The 17,267-nt window shown below is 62.9% G+C and carries 12 protein-coding genes; 6 read left to right on the plus strand and 6 right to left on the minus strand.

The window, feature by feature from the left end; genetic code table 11:
* Positions 1–32: 32 nt before the first annotated feature.
* On the minus strand, positions 33–599 hold the full coding sequence (locus tag V4529_15500) for a 4'-phosphopantetheinyl transferase superfamily protein (protein ID MES2359741.1): 567 nt from the start codon (positions 597–599) through the stop codon (positions 33–35).
* A 28-nt stretch (positions 600–627) separates the two neighbouring features.
* Positions 628–1,098: a metallophosphoesterase family protein gene (locus tag V4529_15505; protein ID MES2359742.1), complete on the minus strand. Its 471-nt coding sequence runs from the start codon at positions 1,096–1,098 to the stop codon at positions 628–630.
* A 114-nt stretch (positions 1,099–1,212) separates the two neighbouring features.
* Here V4529_15505 and V4529_15510 point away from each other — a divergent pair, with 114 nt between their 5' ends.
* The 5 genes from V4529_15510 to queG all read left to right on the plus strand — a co-directional run bounded on the left by V4529_15510 (position 1,213) and on the right by queG (position 5,695).
* Positions 1,213–1,458 carry a hypothetical protein gene (locus V4529_15510; protein ID MES2359743.1) on the plus strand — a complete coding sequence of 82 codons (246 nt, stop codon included), beginning with the start codon at positions 1,213–1,215 and terminating at the stop codon, positions 1,456–1,458.
* A gap of 94 nt (positions 1,459–1,552) precedes the next feature.
* Positions 1,553–1,693, plus strand: coding sequence for a hypothetical protein (locus tag V4529_15515; GenBank protein ID MES2359744.1), 141 nt, complete (start codon positions 1,553–1,555; stop codon positions 1,691–1,693).
* A 1-nt stretch (position 1,694) separates the two neighbouring features.
* Positions 1,695–3,083: an SAM-dependent methyltransferase gene (locus V4529_15520; protein MES2359745.1), complete on the plus strand. Its 1,389-nt coding sequence runs from the start codon at positions 1,695–1,697 to the stop codon at positions 3,081–3,083.
* Positions 3,080–4,702 carry a hypothetical protein gene (locus tag V4529_15525; protein MES2359746.1) on the plus strand — a complete coding sequence of 541 codons (1,623 nt, stop codon included), beginning with the start codon at positions 3,080–3,082 and terminating at the stop codon, positions 4,700–4,702. The genes V4529_15520 and V4529_15525 overlap by 4 nt, the downstream gene beginning before the upstream one ends.
* 9 nt (positions 4,703–4,711) lie before the next feature.
* Positions 4,712–5,695 (plus strand): tRNA epoxyqueuosine(34) reductase QueG, encoded by a 984-nt coding sequence (gene queG / locus V4529_15530; GenBank protein MES2359747.1) that lies wholly within the window; start codon positions 4,712–4,714, stop codon positions 5,693–5,695.
* Between the two features lie 267 nt (positions 5,696–5,962).
* On the opposite strand, the gene V4529_15535 is transcribed toward queG, so the two are convergent.
* Positions 5,963–8,506, minus strand: coding sequence for a protein kinase (locus V4529_15535; GenBank protein ID MES2359748.1), 2,544 nt, complete (start codon positions 8,504–8,506; stop codon positions 5,963–5,965).
* 293 nt (positions 8,507–8,799) lie between these two features.
* On the opposite strand from V4529_15535, the gene V4529_15540 reads away from it, so the two are divergent.
* Entirely contained in the window at positions 8,800–9,009 is a 210-nt protein-coding gene (locus V4529_15540) for a hypothetical protein (GenBank protein ID MES2359749.1), read from the plus strand.
* A 125-nt stretch (positions 9,010–9,134) separates the two neighbouring features.
* Here V4529_15540 and V4529_15545 read toward each other — a convergent pair whose 3' ends face one another.
* The 3 genes from V4529_15545 to V4529_15555 form a co-directional block, all read right to left on the minus strand.
* The gene (locus V4529_15545; protein ID MES2359750.1) at positions 9,135–11,816 is read right to left on the minus strand and encodes a protein kinase; all 2,682 of its coding nucleotides are present in this window, start codon (positions 11,814–11,816) and stop codon (positions 9,135–9,137) included.
* Positions 11,817–11,878: 62 nt separating this feature from the next.
* Positions 11,879–14,509 carry a protein kinase gene (locus V4529_15550; protein ID MES2359751.1) on the minus strand — a complete coding sequence of 877 codons (2,631 nt, stop codon included), beginning with the start codon at positions 14,507–14,509 and terminating at the stop codon, positions 11,879–11,881.
* Positions 14,510–14,526: 17 nt separating this feature from the next.
* Entirely contained in the window at positions 14,527–17,187 is a 2,661-nt protein-coding gene (locus tag V4529_15555; protein ID MES2359752.1) for a protein kinase, read from the minus strand.
* Positions 17,188–17,267: the final 80 nt, after the last annotated feature.

Raw genomic sequence — 17,267 nt, forward strand, 5'->3', positions numbered from 1 at the left:
ACACAACGCACGCCCTGTCCATGCTGATCGGTCTAGAGAGCTACGATGTCCGTCACAGAAATGTTGTACTGTGTGATCGTCCACGCAGGACTGGCAACCGCCGCGGAGGCGGCAAATCCATCTGGCGCATGCAGCGCGCGGACTGTCGTATGCGGATCAGGCGTCGCCGCTTCCCAGATGCTTGCGCCGCGCACCTTGACACGCGCTTCCGATCGCGTCCACGCTTCAATGAAGCGCAGATCGCGATTGTCATCGGTGAGAATCGTCTCGATTTCTTCGTGCGTGAAAAAACGCTTGAGGATCGTCTCCGCATTCGGCACGGCACGCAGCTGCTCTATGTCCACACCGACCGGAGCCACGCGTGTCACCGCGATCATCGATACGTCGTGCGAGTGCGAGATGGAAAAGTGCAGCGCCGGATCGTTGCGCAGTAGCGGCTTTCCCTTGGGCGCATCGTACAATTCTATCTTTTCCAGTGGCGCATAGAGCAGTGCAGCGAGCACGCGTCGCGTCGCGTCGCGAACCGTTGCGCTGTCTCCGCTGTCGAGTGTGAGAACACGCACCTCATCGTCGCGTAACGGCCGCACAGCATCGTTCACGCAATGACTCCCTCGATCACTCTCGCAATCACTCGAGCTCGATCAGTTCGACGGCGACTCGACCATCGGTAATCATCATGATTGCGACACTGGGAGCGAGGTCGAATCTTCGGGCACCTGCGGCGCCCGGATTGACCGCCACGCGGCCGGCAAGGTCGAGGATCAGTTGTTTGTGCGTATGGCCATATACTATGATATCCGCGTTCGGGTAGGCTCTGAGCAGTTGCTCCGGTTTGGGCCGGCCAAGCTCGTTGCCATGACTCATGTGAAGGCGGAGACTCTCGAACGTTTGTTCGAAAGACACTGGAAGATTCGGATCGCCAACGGGATCGCAATTGCCGGCGACCGCGTGGACCGGGGCGATGGTCCTCAGTTCATGGAGGATGTCGTCACCGCACACATCGCCGGCGTGAAGGATCAGGTCGACCCCGGTGAAGGCCGAATGAACTGCCGGCCTCAGAAGGCCGTGCGTATCGGAGATGAGCCCCAGCCTGATCACGGTCGCACTCTGTGGCGGTACATCGACGAAAGCTAGGCGGAAGTGTACGCCCACGAGAAGGGCTGCCGGCGGGGCAGTCGTCTCATCGAGCCCCGTGCATGTCTAAATTGGGGCATGTCAATGCTGAGACTGGCCCTCGCGCTCGGCGCCCGTTCGCTGCGTCGCCCGACGCTCGCGGTCGATCTCGCGCGGGTGAGTTGGCGCTTCCGGAACCGGCACTGGTACCGCCGGCCGCCATTTCTACCCATCCCGGACCGGGAGTATGTACGCTGGCGTATGGATACAGCGTACGGATCACCAGATTTCCTCCCACCCGCCGACGACGTGGAGCGATACGTCCGGTGGGCGTCACGAGATTGAATGGGTACGGTAACAACGTTGTGATCCCGGCGGGATCATTGTACGTTATCTTCCCGCTCGGACCTCGAAACTCCACCACGAATCGGGAGTTCTGATGTATATCGATCCCGCTGCAGGCAGTCTCGTGCTCCAGGTAGTAATCGCTGGCGTGATCTCGGCGCTGGCCTTCATGCGTCGTGCGCGCAGAGCAACCAAGGCGTTCTTCGTCTCGCTCTTCAACAGGCACCACCGATAGCTTGACGCGACTCGGAGCGTCGTTCCGAGACCCGAGTGGATTTGTTTTCGACCGGAACGGTGTGCTTTACCGGCAGGTCAACCGGGTCTTTGCAGATGAATTCGATGCATGCTCGTCATCCGGCCTGTACGACGAGCTCATGGCCGATCGCCTGCTGGTACCGCATGCATCGGCTGATGTAGCGCTGGCGCTGACGACGGATGCGTACGCCGTGCTCGAGCCGGAGCGCCTCCCATTCATATCGTATCCCTACGAATGGTGCTTCGGGCAGCTGAAGGACGCCGCACTGTTGACGCTCGCCGTCCAGTCGCGCGCGCTCGAGCGGGGCTTCGTTCTGCGAGACGCCAGTGCATACAACGTCCAGTTCGTCGATGGGCGGCCGGTGTTCATGGACACGCTGTCGTTCGAGCGTTATCGCGACGGGGAACCGTGGATCGCATACAAGCAATTCTGCCAGCACTTTCTGGTGCCGCTCATGCTCATGGCGCGCCGCGACATTCGCTTCGGCCTGCTCTTGCGCGAATATCTCGATGGGATCCCGCTCGATTTCGGGAGCGAGATGCTGCCGAGGAGAAGTTGGGCGGACATACGGGCGTTGCTGCACATCCACATGCACGCCCGCGCGCAGCGAAAGTATTCGGAAACGAAAGTCTCGTCGGCTGTCGGCACGCGCCGGATGACAAAGCAGGCACTCGTCGCGCTCAGCGAAAACCTGAGCGAGGCGATCGAGCGGCTCACCTGGCAGCCGGATGGCACGCAGTGGGCGAACTATGTCCAGGACACGAACTACAGTGACGCAGCGGTCGCGAGCAAGCAGGACACCATCCGTCGCTACCTTCGCGAATCGAATCCTGCGATAGTTTGGGACATCGGCGCCAACACCGGAGTATACTCGCGCATCGCGAGAGAGATTGCGCCGCTGGTAATATCGTTCGATATCGACCCCGCTGCCGTCGAGCGAAACTACCGAACCGTGCGACTGCAGCGGGAGACGGGGATTCTGCCGCTTCTCATGGACCTCACGAATCCATCGCCCGCCCTGGGCTGGGCGCACGCGGAGCGGATGTCGCTGGAGGAGCGAGGTCCCGCCGACGTCGTGATGGCGCTCGCTCTCGTGCATCATCTGGCGATCGGCAACAACGTGCCACTGGGTCACGTCGCGGCATTCATGGCGCAACTGGGACACAATCTCATCATCGAGTTCGTTGACAAGGAGGACTCACAGGTCGTGCGTCTGCTTCGCAATCGCGCCGACATCTTCGACGATTACACCCGGGACGGCTTCGAGAGGGCGTTCGCGGCGCACTTCGATATCGACGAATGCGAGCAGGTGGGCGACGCGCGCAGATGGTTGTACTCGATGAGGGGTCGAAGAGAGCTCCTGACATGAGGTGGTTGCGCACCACATATCCGGCGATGTTCGCGATCTTCCCGATTATCGGAGTCGCGGCCAACAATCCCGGGTATTACAGATTGATCGACGTTGTCGTGCTGTGCATGGTTGCGATAGCAGCTGTCGCGGTGCTGTACGGCATCACATACGCGATCATTCGCATCCTGACGCGCGTGGCGTCAGGCCCGGACGTAGCTGCGCTGGTAACTCTGGTCGCGGTCGCGCTGTTCTATTTCTACAAGCCCCTCCCGCTCGGCGCCATCAAGGGCTGGCCACTTGCACATCCCGTGTACGCTCTGGTGGTCGTCGTCGCTATCGCCGCCGCGTATTCCTTCGCGAAGAAGCGTGGGATAGCGCGGAAGCTTCCGTCGATGGGTACCGTCAGTCGCTTTCTTGCGCTCACGGGCGGCATTCTGGTTTGCGTCTCCGTCTGGCGATTGGCGTACGACGAGATCAGCGACATGATTGCGCTACACCGCAGCGACATGGTCCGGGACTTCGAGCGCCCCGTTCCGATGCGTGTCGCCGACGCGCGGTCAGATGGAGGATCGACGAGTGCGGCTCGCGCACCGAAGCGTGACATCTACATCATTGTTCTCGATGAATACGCCGCGACCGACGTATATCGCGAGCGGTATGGCTACGATAACGGCCCGTTCGAGGATAGCCTGCGCGCACTGGGATTTCAGATTCCGCGCGATCTGCGCAGCAACTACGCGAATACGCTTCTGTCGATCACGTCGTTTCTGAACTTCGCGCATGTGCAGCCGATCAGCCAGGTCATGAGTCCCGGTTCGAAGGACTTCACGCCAGTAGCATACCTGATGGAGCACAACAGGGCCGAGCGATTCCTCAAATCGCAGGGATACAAGTTCGTGTTCTTTCCGTCAGCATGGTACTCGCCGACATTGACGAACAGCGATGCCGACGAGCAGTACGATCCGTACAAGCACTTCAGCCTCGCGCGCGCCATACATCGTTCGTGGCTCGCGCAATACTTCGCCGACATGACGATGTTCAGCAAGTTCATGCCACGCATGGCGAGCGAGAACAAGGTGGACGCCGACCATGAAATGCTGGACGTCGCGGGCGTTCCGTCGATCGCGGCAGACCCACGTCCTACCTTTACCTTCGTGCACGTGCTGATGCCGCATCTGGGCTTCAAGGTCGATTCCGCGTGCGCGCCGCTGGTCAGGTCTCCTGGAACTACCGGGCTTTCTGGGGAGCTCAAGTGTCTCAACAGACAGACGCTCAAGATGGTGCATGCACTGATTGCCCGGTCGTCGGTGCAGCCGATCATCATTCTCCAGGGCGATCACGGGTCACAGTCGCTGAAGCAGTTCGTAAGCTACACCGCGCTTCCAAACACGGACCAGGCCAGAGAACGGTTCAGACCTTTCGGCGCATACTACCTCCCGGGCAGCCCTGCTGGCGTGATTCCGGATTCGACCAGCATCGTGAACGTGTTGCGTTACGTATTCGATTACTACTTCAACACCGACCTCAAGCCGCTGCCGAACACGATGTACTATTCCCACTGGATGTATCCGTACCGAATGACGGAAGTGGACGCCAACTTCCACGTGGTCAGGCAGCAGCCAGCGCGTAGTAGGTAGATTTCACATGTGACCGAGCATGGGGTGGAAGCGCCGAGGGACATCGAAAGTCGCGTCAAGGCGCGCGCGCGGCAGCTCGGCTTCGATCTCGTCGGAATCGCGACGCTGGGCGAAGTCGAAACTGCGGATCACTTCGACGAATGGATCGCCGCCCGTTACGCCGGCGAGATGGGATATCTGGAGCGCGGCGCCGAGAAGCGTCGCGACACGCGGAGGCCGTTCGAGGGAGTACGGAGCGCAGTCGTCGTCGCGATGAATTACGGCGGGACGCAGCCGCCCGGTCCCGTAGCGCGCTACGCGCGCGGCGACGATTACCACGATCTGATGATCGGCAGGCTGAACGAGCTGCACCGCTGGATCGAGGTTGAGACAGGTCGCCCTGTCCGCGGCAAGCCGTATGTCGATACTGGCCCGATACTCGAGCGCGATCTCGCGCGACGCGCTGGACTCGGCTGGTTCGGAAAGAACACAAATCTCATCAATCCGGAGATTGGCTCTTTCTTCTTTCTGGGCGAGCTGTTGCTGGATCTCGAGCTGCGTGCTGACGATCCATTCGAGATGGACCGTTGCGGGAGTTGCACGCGATGTCTCGATGCGTGCCCGACCGACGCGTTCGTCGCGCCGCGGGTGCTGGACGCGACGAGATGTATTTCATATCAGACGATCGAGCAGAAGGGGCCGATTGCGGAGACGCTACGCGAAGCGATCGGCGAGCACCTGTACGGGTGCGACGTGTGTCAGGAGGTGTGCCCGTGGAACGTGAAGTTCTCGAGGGATGCGACGGAGCCGTCGTTTGCGGCGCGTGAAGTCATCGCGGGTAAGGATGCGCAGACGTTGGCGACGGAAGTGCTCGCGATGGAGCAGGAGGAGTTCAGCGCGGCGTTTCGGAAGTCGCCGATGAAGCGTGCGAAACTCGCGGGTTTGCAGAGGAATGCGGCGGTGGTGCTTGAGAACGGGGACGGAGTGGGGACGGACTCCGCACGGGATTCATGATACCCGTCGGTAAACGCTAGGCCCGCCGTGGAACGTTCTGTGCGATACAGGTACGGTGCGTGGTGAACCACCGCATGACGTTCATCAGTGGATTCCTGTGATCCTTGGCGCGACGAACTCGCAAACGTAAATTGCCCGCGGAGCAACGCCTCACAGATCGCGAGCGCTGCTGCTGACCGGCGAGATTGGAGTCGAATTCGGTTGAATTCCGAAACCGGAGCCGCGAGTTCGGAGTCCGTCCCTACTCCGTCCCCTGGCGGGTCGGGATCACGTGCGAGGCTTGATTGGCCACGGCGTGCCATACGGGCACCCCGATACACCCATGCGACGCTCCGCGGCGATGAACGCAGGCTCATCTCTGAGTGAATCGAATATCGGAACGCACGGACCGAAGGCCCCACCGGCCTGCACGCTCTCCCAGTCGATTCGTTGAATGAGAGTCGCTCGCTGGGCCGGCGGAATCCCGAACGCGAGCGCTGCATCGAGATCATCAAGACTCATTGCGTCCCCATGGTGACGCACCCGCTGTTCGTGCGCCAGCTGGATCGCTGCACGCACCCGCTCGGCGTCGCTCCAGCGTCCGGCTGCCGCGTATGCCAACACGAGATCGCCCTGAACGTTTGGCAGGGAAGGGTCGCGTCGACGTGCCATCTCCATAGCTGTGACCGCCGAGTCCGCGTGGCCGGTGAACATTTCGGCCATGGCGATGTCGTGATATGCAGGTGTGAAGGACGAGTCGAGCGCGATCGCTTCACGCGCGGCATTGAGTGCTCCCCGAAAATCGCGCGATGCATAGAGCGCCTGGTCTACGGTTGCCACAATCACGGGCGAGAGCGGGTCGAGCGCGGCCGCACGCCGTGCCTCCGACAGCGCTTCCGGAATTCTGCCGAGCCACGAGAGGCTTTCGGCATGCCACTGCAGCGCGGTCGGATCGTTGGGCGCGATGGCCAACGCCGCGCGGCATTGCGGCTCCGTTTCCGCGACACGCATCAACAACGGCCCTGCACCGCACAGCGCGATGTGCGCGTCAGCGAGCGTGGAATCGAGCGTCAAGGCATGTCGTGCGCTGGCGATGGCGAGGCCGCCGAGCGAATCGGGGTCCATTGGCACGTAGTCGGGAAGGACGGCGTATGCCATACTGAGCCCGGCGTAGGCCCGCGCGAAGTGCGGATCGCGCGCGATCGACTGCTTGAAGTAGCCGATCGAGCGGAGAAGGTTCGCACCGCCGCGCTTCTCCCAGAAGAAGCGCCCCTTGAGGTAGAGATCGTACGCGGCCAGGTCGGTCGTTCCGCGGCTCGAGTCGGCGACTGTCGCCGCAGCCGTGCCGCGAAGCGCCGGCTCCAGCGCTTGCACAATCTGCTTTGTGAACTGGTCCTGCACCTGGAACACGTCGGTTGCGCGGCTCTCGTACGTGTCCGACCACACGACGAGCCCATCCTTCGCGCTCGTCAGTTGCGCGGTGATGCGGAGCCGGTCGCCCGAGCGCTGCAGGGTACCCTCAACTATGCCGCCGACGTTCAATGTCCGACCGATCTGCTGCGCTGGCAGCTCCTTCCCCTTGAACGCATACGACGAAGTTCTCCCCGCAACGCGGAGCGACGGCAGCCGCGACAGAGCGTGCGCGAGTTCGTCCGTCATCCCGTCCGAGAAGTATTCGTCACTCGCGGCACCACCGACATTCACGAAAGGGAGGACCGCGACCGTCGTGATCGCGCGCGCAGCTCCCGCACTCGCGGAATCGGTGGCCGAGGACGCGGGCACAGAGGTGTGATTCAGCGCCTGCGTACGGCGGCTCCATCCAAGCAGCAGGACGCCGGTGAGGACCAGCGCGCCCAGGGCCGCAACTGCCACGCGCCGTCCGTAGCTCGCGCGCGGCGCGTCCCCGGATCTGCGCACACCCGCAGACGCCGTACGTTGCACATCCGGCATTTCAATCAACGCTGGAGATTCGAGTGCAGTGACAATCCCGGTTGCGCTCGCGACACGTGCACCTGGATCCTTCTCGATGCAACGCATCACGAGCGCTCCGAGCGATGGCGGGACGCCCGGTGCGCGCACGGACAGCGGCACCGGCGCTTCGGCAATCTGCGCAGCGATGAGCTGCTGCGCGGTCGCCTTCCCCGCGAACGGATGCACACCCGCGAGCAACTCGTACGCAACGACGCCCCACGCATAAATGTCCGCGCGCGCATCCACGGGATCCCCCACGGCCTGCTCCGGCGCCATGTACGCGGGAGTGCCGAGCGAGGTGCCGACCACGGTGAGTGTTCCACCAGGCGCCTGCGTCTTCGATGCGCTGACTGCCTTGGCGATTCCGAAATCCGTGACCACCGCGGCTCCGCCTGAGAGCAGCACGTTTTCGGGCTTTATGTCGCGATGCACAACTCCGCGTGCGTGCGCGTAGGCGAGCGCGCGCGCCACATCACGCAGAATCGCGACAGATTCACCGAGCGGGAGTGGCGCTGCTGCCGCACGCGCGACGAGCCGCGCGCGGAGCGACTCGCCGTCGACGTAAGGCATCGTATAGTACGGGAGCGCGGGATCGCCGTCGCTCGGCGCAATCTCGCCTGCATCAATGACGGGGACAATGTTGGCCTGCTGCAACTGCGCGGCGAGTTTGATCTCGCGCTCGAACCGCTCGGCGCTCAGGCCGACGGCCAGCTCATGGGTGAGAACCTTGATAACCACGGTGCGGCCGAAGCGCGTCTCTTCGGCCACAAAAACGCGCGACATTCCGCCACCACCGAGCTCGCGGTCGATGCGGTAGCGTCCGGCGAGCGCGCCGAGCAGACGATTCTCAACAGATGTCAAACAGAGATCTCCCGTGCCGCCGTCGCCACGCCGTCTGTGGGATGGGCACGACGGGTGGGAGTGCCCCGCGCACTCGCGTGGAAGTTACGATCCCATGATGGGTGCGGCAACTGGACAATCCCGACGCGCGGTGGGAACGGACGGCTCCGCCGCATCGCCGACGGCTGGAGTCCGTCCCCTGGCTGGTGGCAGCGAGCTAAACCTCTGTCGTAGAAAGAGTTCGGCGCCCGCTCGAGAGCGGGATTTCAAAATGGGTGTATCGGCACACGTCCCAGGACGTGTGTTCGTGGAATGTGAAGTTTTCGCGGGATGCGACGGAGAGTGGGTTTGCGGCGCGTGAGGTGATCGCCGGGAAGGATGCGCTTGCACTCGCGACAGATCTGCTCGCGATGTCGCAGGAAGAGTTCAGCAGCGCGTTCCGTAAATCACCGATGAAGCGTGCGAAGCTCGCAGGGCTGCAGCGCAATGCGCGCGTGGTGGTCGATGGCGCTGACCACATCTGAGTCCACGCTCCGGAGTGTAGCCAGAGCGAGCGGGGCAGACCTTGCGCGATACACATTCGGAGTTCGCATCGCGAGAGCCCGAACAGTTGCTGGGGGAGATTAGCTGCCTGTTGCGGACATCGCTCTCATTGTTTCGCGAGTTGCGTCCAGTCCTGGATCAGCGTGAGCGGCACCGGACCGGCCGCATTGCCGGAGACCAGCAGCAGTCGCCCGTCAGCCGCGACGTCGACGCTTGTGAGGTTTCCCGGGGCACCAGGAACAGCTTTGGGGATTCCTGCGCGCAGCTCCGGCCCGTCATCAATTGACGAGGACATGAGCGTGCCTGATGCGGAGATGAAATACAGCGTGCGTCCATCAGGACTCCAGGCGGCGCCATTTAGCGTTGGTTTGTTGAGGAAAGACTCCGACACCTGCACGCTGGCTGTGCCTGATCCCAGCCGGGCGACGCAAAGCCGAGGCTGAGCGTCGTTCTTCATGGTCAGGTAGTAAGCGATCAACCGCCCGTCAGGCGATGCACGCTCTCCGATCTCGTCTGCGGGCGTTACAATGACCGGGGACGGCGTGACGGTGTTGCCCGAGATGTCCAGTCGTTCAATGTCCCACCCGGTTCCCGCCACCTGCACATCGGCAACGATGGACCTGCCGTCGGGCGACCAGTCTATGAGGAAGTGCGCCGAGCCGTGCGTGAACCTGAGCTGCTTTGGCGGCGAGCCATCGACCGGCGTGATCGCGATAGTTCGCTCGTCCGGCCCTGGTGTCGCCACCGTGCGACCGTCGTGCGACCACAGGCCCAGATAGTCAGCGGGTACGTCGCCAACCAGCTGGTTCCACATCGCGCCATCAGCCCTGAACAGCGACAGCGCGCGCGTCTGGCCGGGCTCTGGCTGTCTGATGCCCACGACATATTGTCCGTCGGGCGAGACGCGTGCATTTCCAACGGCGGCATGCGCAACCAATACCGTGGTCGTGTTCACTTTCGGATCGAACCAGTCGAGGCTGGCGTCCACGAGCCCCAATCCACGAAAGACGAGCATACCCGACGTCGACGCAGTAAAGTTGCCGTCGATGCGGAACTCGTTCGTCTCCAGTTCGGGCACCACCGCAGCCGGGCGGCCCGACAGCTTGATGCGCCCGGGATCAAACGGCTGAGCCATCAGCAGCCCGCCGCGCGTATACAGCAGGCGTCCGTCGGCGTATGTCACGTTGGAAGGCACATCGAGCAGTTGCCGGCTCGTCAGGCTGCCCAGCTCAGCCACACGCTCAACGCCAGCCCAAGCGGCGCCATTTCCTTCGGCGTAGAGGAAATGACGGCCATCTGGAAGGAAATAGGGATTGCGGTCGGTCACGATCCCGCCAGGCGCAGCGGTGATGACGGGCTTTGTAGCGGGCTTCGCGGCACCACCGTCGGCGGCGACCTGATACAGAGGACCGCCGACGTCGGGAGCAAACACGATGGTACCGTCGCTGCCCCAGCTCCCGCCGCGACCGTTTGCGGCTGGTGCCAGGTCGCGAACGGCGCCGCTCTCAACGTCGATACGCTTGAGATGCGCGCCACCAAAGAAGCCGAGACTGCGGCCGTCCGGCGACCAGAAGAAGTAGACCGCGCCCTCGGTGCCGGGCAGCTCCCGCATGCGCCCGGTGCTGATCGTGCGCACCCACAGCGCGGTCACGCCGTCGCAGGTCGCTGTGAAGGCGAGCGATGCGCCATCGCTGGTCAATTGAACGACATTGCCGCCGGCCAGCTCAACGAAGGTGCAGGCGGCGGGCGGGAGAAAGCTGGATTGAACTGGCGTACGCGGCTGCGTGCGCGTGAGGGAGCGCGCTGCTACAAAAGCAATGAGCAGAAGCGCGAGCAGCGCGGTGCTGAGTATCCATGGCAGCGCACCGTGCCGCTTCGCGAACCGCGAACTGGCTACAGTGCGGCGGCTGCCGGCGCGCGGTTGAACTTCGCCTGCGCCACCCATTGCGGCGGCGAACTCGCTGGCGGTCGCGAAGCGATCGGCGGGAAGCTTTTCGAGTGCCGTCATTACGGCGTCGTCCGCCGCGGGCGGAATGCTCCTGCGCTGCGCGGTGAGCGCGCGTGGCTCGGTAGTGATCACCTGTGCTACAATCGCCTGCGCAGTTGATCCAGTGAATGGCGGATCACCGCACAGCATCTCGTACGTCACGGCGCCGAGCGAGTAGATATCGGAGCGCGGACCGATCTCACGCTCACCCATTGCCTGCTCGGGCGACATGTACTGCGGCGTGCCGAGCGAGAGACCCGTCTGCGTCATTCGCTGTCCGCCAGCCTGCTCCACAGCGATCGCGATTCCGAAGTCGGCGACGAGTGCGCGGCCGTCGTGCAGGAGGATGTTTTCGGGCTTGATATCGCGATGCACGACACCCCGTTTGTGCGCGTACTCCAGTGCGTCGGCGACCTCGCTCGCGATGCGTATCGCGTCGGCAATCGGGAGCTGGTGCTCGCGCTCGAGCCGGCGCCGGAGCGTTTCACCCTCCACGTACGGCATCACGTAGTACAGCAGCCCGTCAGCGGATCCTGAGTCGAACAAAGGCAGAATGTGCGGATGCTGCAGGTTCGCCGTGAGCTCGATCTCTTTCAGAAAGCGTTCGGGCCCGAGAATGGCGGAGAGCTCTGCGTGCAAAACCTTTATGGCAACTTTACGGTGATGCTTGACGTCCTCGGCGAGATACACCGTGGCCATACCGCCCGCACCCAGCTCGCGCTCGATCCGGTATCTGCCGTCAAGGGACGGCTGGAGCCTCGCTGATAACTGGTCGGTTGCCGGCTCGGACATGTCGCGCATAATGTACGTTCCCGCGTGTAGCGCCGCTCGCTCGCGACGCGGACCTGCCTACGTAATCCTGTTCAGCGCGGAGTCACGTGCATCACCCACACGTCGCTCTGGCGGTCGTCCACAGTGAAGTACATCCGGCCCGCTCTCAACGCCCACTCGGGCCGGAACGAGCTCTGCGCGGGGTTGTTCAGCGTCAGCATCAGCCTTGCTGCGCCGCCAGCAACGGGAACGGACCAGAACTGCGCCCTGCCTGCTGCATCGTGTGCCTTGAAATACAGCTCGCGACCGTCGCTGCTCCAGAACGGCTGCTCGCCGAGCATTCCGTGAGACTTCGCGGGATCGAACACCACCCGCGGTGCGCCTGAATCGGCGTCGACAATGTCCAGCGCGCCGCCTGTGAAGGTACTTGTAGTGTACGCGATAGAGTGTCCGTCGGGTGACCACGTTGCGTAGCCGCCCTGGCGCGTACGCTGCACGGGTTTGCCCCAGATTCCGTTGTGGCGCCGCACCACCCAGACGCTTCCCTGCGGACCGAATATGGAGAATGCGAGCGCGTTGCCGTCGGGTGACCACGATGGCTTGGATTCCTGGAGCGGCGACGACGTGACGCGCTGCACCGCACCTCCGTCCAGCGGCAGCACGTAGATGTCGCGCGATCCGTAACGCCATGAATGAAAGGCGAGCTCGCGTCCGTCCGGCGACACCGTTGGTGAGAAGTCGTCCGTGGAGTCGAAGGTGAGTTGTTCCGGTGCGCCGCTCGGCAGTCGCTGGCGATACAGCTCCGACGTCCCGCTCACGTTCGAGTCATAGTACACCCATTTCCCGTCAGGCGAGCCGTCGAACTCCTCGATCACCTGCTGGCCTGTCGTGATCGGCAACGCCGACCTCGCGTCGACACCGTTCGGAGGGAATGGCAGTGACTGCAGGTTGGCGGTAGCGCTGTACACGTCGTACGCGACCGACTTTCCCTCTGACGAGATGGAAACGGAGTGCGCGCCGAGTCCGGTGGTGATCCGGATTGCGCGGCCGCTCGCGCGGCCGTCGCGCGCCGTGGGAAGTGCATAGATGTCGAGCGGGCCGAGGCGGTCGGAGACGAAATACAGCCACTTGCCATCCGGCGACCAGAACGGACTCTGGTTGACGGAGCTGCTGTCGGTGACGGTGGACACCGCGCCGTCGCTCACATCAACGGTGACGATGCGGCTTGGCGAGAGGTTGCCGAGGAAGCGGCCAAGCTGCGAGTACTCGCGGTTTCCCGAGGCGCAGGCGATCGTTGCGCCATCAGGTCTCCACTGGCAAGCTGACACCTCTCTGAGACGTGCGAGGAGCCGCGAATGTCCGTCCGCGTCGCGCAGGTACAGCGAGTCGCCGTGTGCGTAAGCAATTCGCCGGTCGTCGGGTGACCACACGGCATTGGTGATCCGACCATCCGGAGCGGCGCGCATTTCCGGTCGCGGCGATCCGCCCGACGATGGTGCGCTGAACACTGCGCCGCCAGCAAGGAACAGGATTCGCGATCCGTCTGCCGACCATTGCGGGTTGGTTTCGACGCTCGTGGAATCATCGGTGAGCTTCACGGCGCGGCCGCCCGCGACCTGCCGCACGTATATGTGCGTGAGCACGGTGCTGCCACCTGCGTACGCCACGTACTTGCCATCGGGGGAGAGTGCAGGCTGGATCTCGAGTCCCGGCTCCCACGTCACCTTCCGCGCATTGCCGAACGCGGCGATCGGTGCGTTCGGTCTGTAGTGCTGTCGCGCGATCAGAAATCCGGCGCACCCGAGTGCGACTGCGCCGACCGCGACAGCAGCGACCCAGAGCGCGGGCATTCCACTCGCCACGTCGGTGCTCGTGCGTCTTCGTACAGCGCCCGTTGTCGTTGTGCCGGACATTGCGCGCGCGAATTCGGCGGCGCTGTCGAATCTGTCGGCCGGCAGCTTCTCGAGCGCCGTGAGCACCGCATCCTCGACCGCGGGCGGTACGCTGCGTCGCTGCGGTATAATCGGCGCGGGATCCTGTGTCACGACCTTCGCGACTATTGCCTGCGCACTCGGGCCCGTGAATGGCGGCTCACCGGTGAGCATCTCGTACGTTACTGCGCCGAGCGAGTAGATGTCCGAGCGCGGACCGACCTCGCGCTCGCCGGTCGCCTGTTCCGGGCTCATGTACTGCGGCGTGCCGAGTGACAGTCCCGTCTGCGTCATCCGCTGACCGCCTGCCTGCTGCACGGCCAGTGCAATGCCGAAGTCAGCTACAAGGGCATGTCCGTTCTGGAGCAGAATGTTCTCAGGCTTTATATCGCGATGCACTACGCCGCGACCGTGTGCGTACTCCAGTGCGTCGGCAACTTCGCTCGCTATTCGAACGGCGTCCGCGATGGAGAGCTGCTTGTCGCGATCGAGCCGTCCGCGCAGCGTCTCACCATCCACATACGGCATCACGTAGAACAGCAGCCCGTCTGCGCTCCCTGAATCGAATAGCGGAAGAATATGTGGATGCTGCAGATTCGCGGTGAGCTCGATCTCCTTGAGGAAGCGCTCGGAGCCGAGGATCGCGGACAGCTCTGCGTGTAGCACCTTGATCGCAACCTTGCGATGGTGCTTGATGTCTTCCGCGAGATACACCGTCGCCATGCCACCCGCGCCAAGCTCGCGCTCGACACTGTATCGATCTCCAATTGTCGCTGCGAGACGAGCTAACACATCTTCTCCAGAAGGGGTCACGGCGCGGTACGCCGTGACAAAAGGCCGGGCCAATCGGCCACAACGCGTAGGTCGGTATGCGCGTCGCGCGGTCGTTGCAACATCACGAACCCTGCGCCTCCAGGCAAAACGTCATAACCCGGGAAGCGTGGGCCGCGAAGGTACGAATCCGCAAATAGCGCAGCCGGCTTCCCCGCGCGTCCATCAGTGATCGGGACCGCGAACAGACTGTCGGCGCTCCGATAGTACAACTCCTTGCCGTTCTGATCCCAACGCGGCTCGTCACCAGCCACGACTGAGACCTGGATCTTGGCGCCGACAGTCGCATCAGCGCTGAACGGTTGGACATAGACTTCATGTTGGCCGGACTCGTCCGACACGAACGCCAGCCACCGGCCGTCCGGCGAGAGCTCAGGCTCAATTTCCATGAATGGCGATGCGTCGAGTGTTCGGATCGTATGGTGTCCGTCCAGTGAGATCGCATAAATGTCTTCGTTCGTCTTCGCATCATTCTGACGATAGATGAGCCAGCGTCCGTCGGCGGTCAATGCGCCTGGGAACTTGTATCGCGGACCCTTCACTAGCGTATCCACGCCACCTGTTCCGTCCGATGCGCGCGCGAGGATGTCGTATGTCCCGGCAATATTTGCGGAGTAAGCGATGCGCTGACCATCGGCACTCCACACTGGATAGATGTTATCGTGACCTAGCGTCAGACGAGTCATGCTTCCGCGAGCTGGTTCAAACAGCCAGATATCGCGCGCGGATCTCTCGCCGATATCGACTGCGATGCGTTTGGCATCGGGAGAGAGGCTTAAAGCCTCGTAGTCGCGCAGGTCACGGTCGAGAACGCGTGCTGTACCACTGCGACCAACCGCCACAATGTGTGCGTTATTGGAACTGCCGCCCGCGTATGCCAACGTGCCTTCGCTCGACAGAGCAAAGCTCTCCCCGTCGAGATCATCATCGATCCCCGCAATGCGAACAGCCGGCCCCGTGAGCTTCCCATGCGAAGGATCGAACGACGCCGCGAACATTGCCCCATCTGCGGTAGCATACACAAGTCGCCCCAACGCATATCGTCCAGCTTGCGCCTGAACGTCGAGTAAACGCACTCGCCTGTTATCCAGGGAGACGAGCGCGAGTCGCGACGACGACGTGCCGGTCATTCTCGCAACGCACAGCAGCGTGCGACCGTCAGGCAGAAGCTGCGGCAGCGAAAGCTCGACCTCACCCGCGCTTGAATCCGGTAGCGCAATGATACGAGGCTTACCGCCTGTTGCGGCGACCGCGAGTATACCGAGGCCAAAACGGAAGCGCGGCGAGTAGCGGATGATACCGTCAGCGGCCCAATCGCCTCCGCTTATCCCGGCGCCGGCATCAACCGATCCGTCGTTGGTGCCTGGAATCTGCTCCGGATCACCTCCGTTCAGCGACACTTTCCACAGCGCACCGCCCGCGGAGTACGCAATAGCCTGACCATCGGGCGAGAAGAACGGGGTGTCAGCTCCATCGGTATGTGGAAGCGCCCGCACAGTTTTGTCGGCAAGATCACGCACGAATACAGTGCGGTTGCCAGCCGGGTTTGTCGCAATGAACGCAAGACGGGTCCCATCAGGGGAGAGAGCCAGTCCGGCCTTGGAGAGTGTTTCTTCCGCGGGTATCGTCACGGAAAGTGATAGCGGGCGCGCGGCGTCGGTGCCCGGCGGACGCACCCAGCCCCATGCTGCAACAGCGACCGCCGCGAGCGCGACAGCGGTTGTACCCATCGCGAGATTGCGCCACGGCCGCGGGTCGGAACCGGCTTTGTCCAGACCTGAACGTGTAGCGCGACTGACACGCCCAGTGCTACTGGCCAGCGCGGTTGCGAATTCACTCGCACTTGCAAACCGATCAGCGGGAAGTTTCTCGAGCGCCACCGTCACCGCATCTGCAACGTGAACAGGGACGGTCTTGCGTTGCAATGTGAGTGACTTCGGTTCGCCTGTAATTACCTGCGCGACGATTGCCTGCGCACTTGGTCCGGTGAACGGCGGCTCGCCCGCGAGCATCTCATACGTCACCGCGCCGAGCGAGTAGATGTCCGAGCGCGGACCGACCTCGCGCTCGCCCATCGCCTGCTCGGGGGACATGTACTGCGGTGTGCCGAGTGACAATCCCGTCTGCGTCATCCGCTGACCGCCTGCCTGCTGCACTGCCAGTGCGATGCCGAAGTCAGCTACAAGGGCATGTCCGTTCTGGAGCAGAATGTTCTCAGGCTTTATATCGCGATGCACTACGCCGCGACCGTGTGCGTACTCCAGTGCGTCGGCAACTTCGCTCGCTATTCGAACGGCGTCCGCGATGGAGAGCTGCTTGTCGCGATCGAGCCGATCGCGCAGCGTTTCACCATCCACGTACGGCATCACATAGTACAGCAGCCCGCCTGCGCTCCCTGAATCGAATAGCGGAAGAATGTGTGGATGCTGCAGATTCGCGGTGAGCTCGATCTCCTTGAGAAAGCGGTCTGGTCCCAGCACCGCCGACAGCTCTGCGTGCAAAACCTTTATGGCAACTTTGCGGTGATGCTTGACGTCCTCGGCGAGATACACCGTGGCCATACCGCCCGCGCCAAGCTCGCGCTCGATGGTGTAGCGATCTGAAAGCGCGGCACTCACGCGGTCCGGAATCGAGATCATCGAGCGATCACTGCAGTACGCGGTGGAACGCGCGCCGGCGCGAGCGCGGTCTGGAGCTGGTCGCGGAGGAGGTCGGGCAT

The organism is Gemmatimonadota bacterium (assembly GCA_040388625.1).
Classification (GTDB): Bacteria; Gemmatimonadota; Gemmatimonadetes; order Gemmatimonadales; family Gemmatimonadaceae; genus Fen-1247.

Excerpts from the sequence above, each read along its gene's own strand:
- V4529_15510 (MES2359743.1), top strand. The coding sequence starts at position 1,213 with ATGTCAATGCTGAGACTGGCCCTCGCGCTCGGCGCCCGTTCGCTGCGT.
- V4529_15515 (MES2359744.1), top strand. The coding sequence starts at position 1,553 with ATGTATATCGATCCCGCTGCAGGCAGTCTCGTGCTCCAGGTAGTAATC.
- V4529_15525 (MES2359746.1), top strand. The coding sequence starts at position 3,080 with ATGAGGTGGTTGCGCACCACATATCCGGCGATGTTCGCGATCTTCCCG.
- V4529_15545 (MES2359750.1), bottom strand. The coding sequence starts at position 11,816 with ATGCGCGACATGTCCGAGCCGGCAACCGACCAGTTATCAGCGAGGCTC.
- V4529_15555 (MES2359752.1), bottom strand. The coding sequence starts at position 17,187 with ATGATCTCGATTCCGGACCGCGTGAGTGCCGCGCTTTCAGATCGCTAC.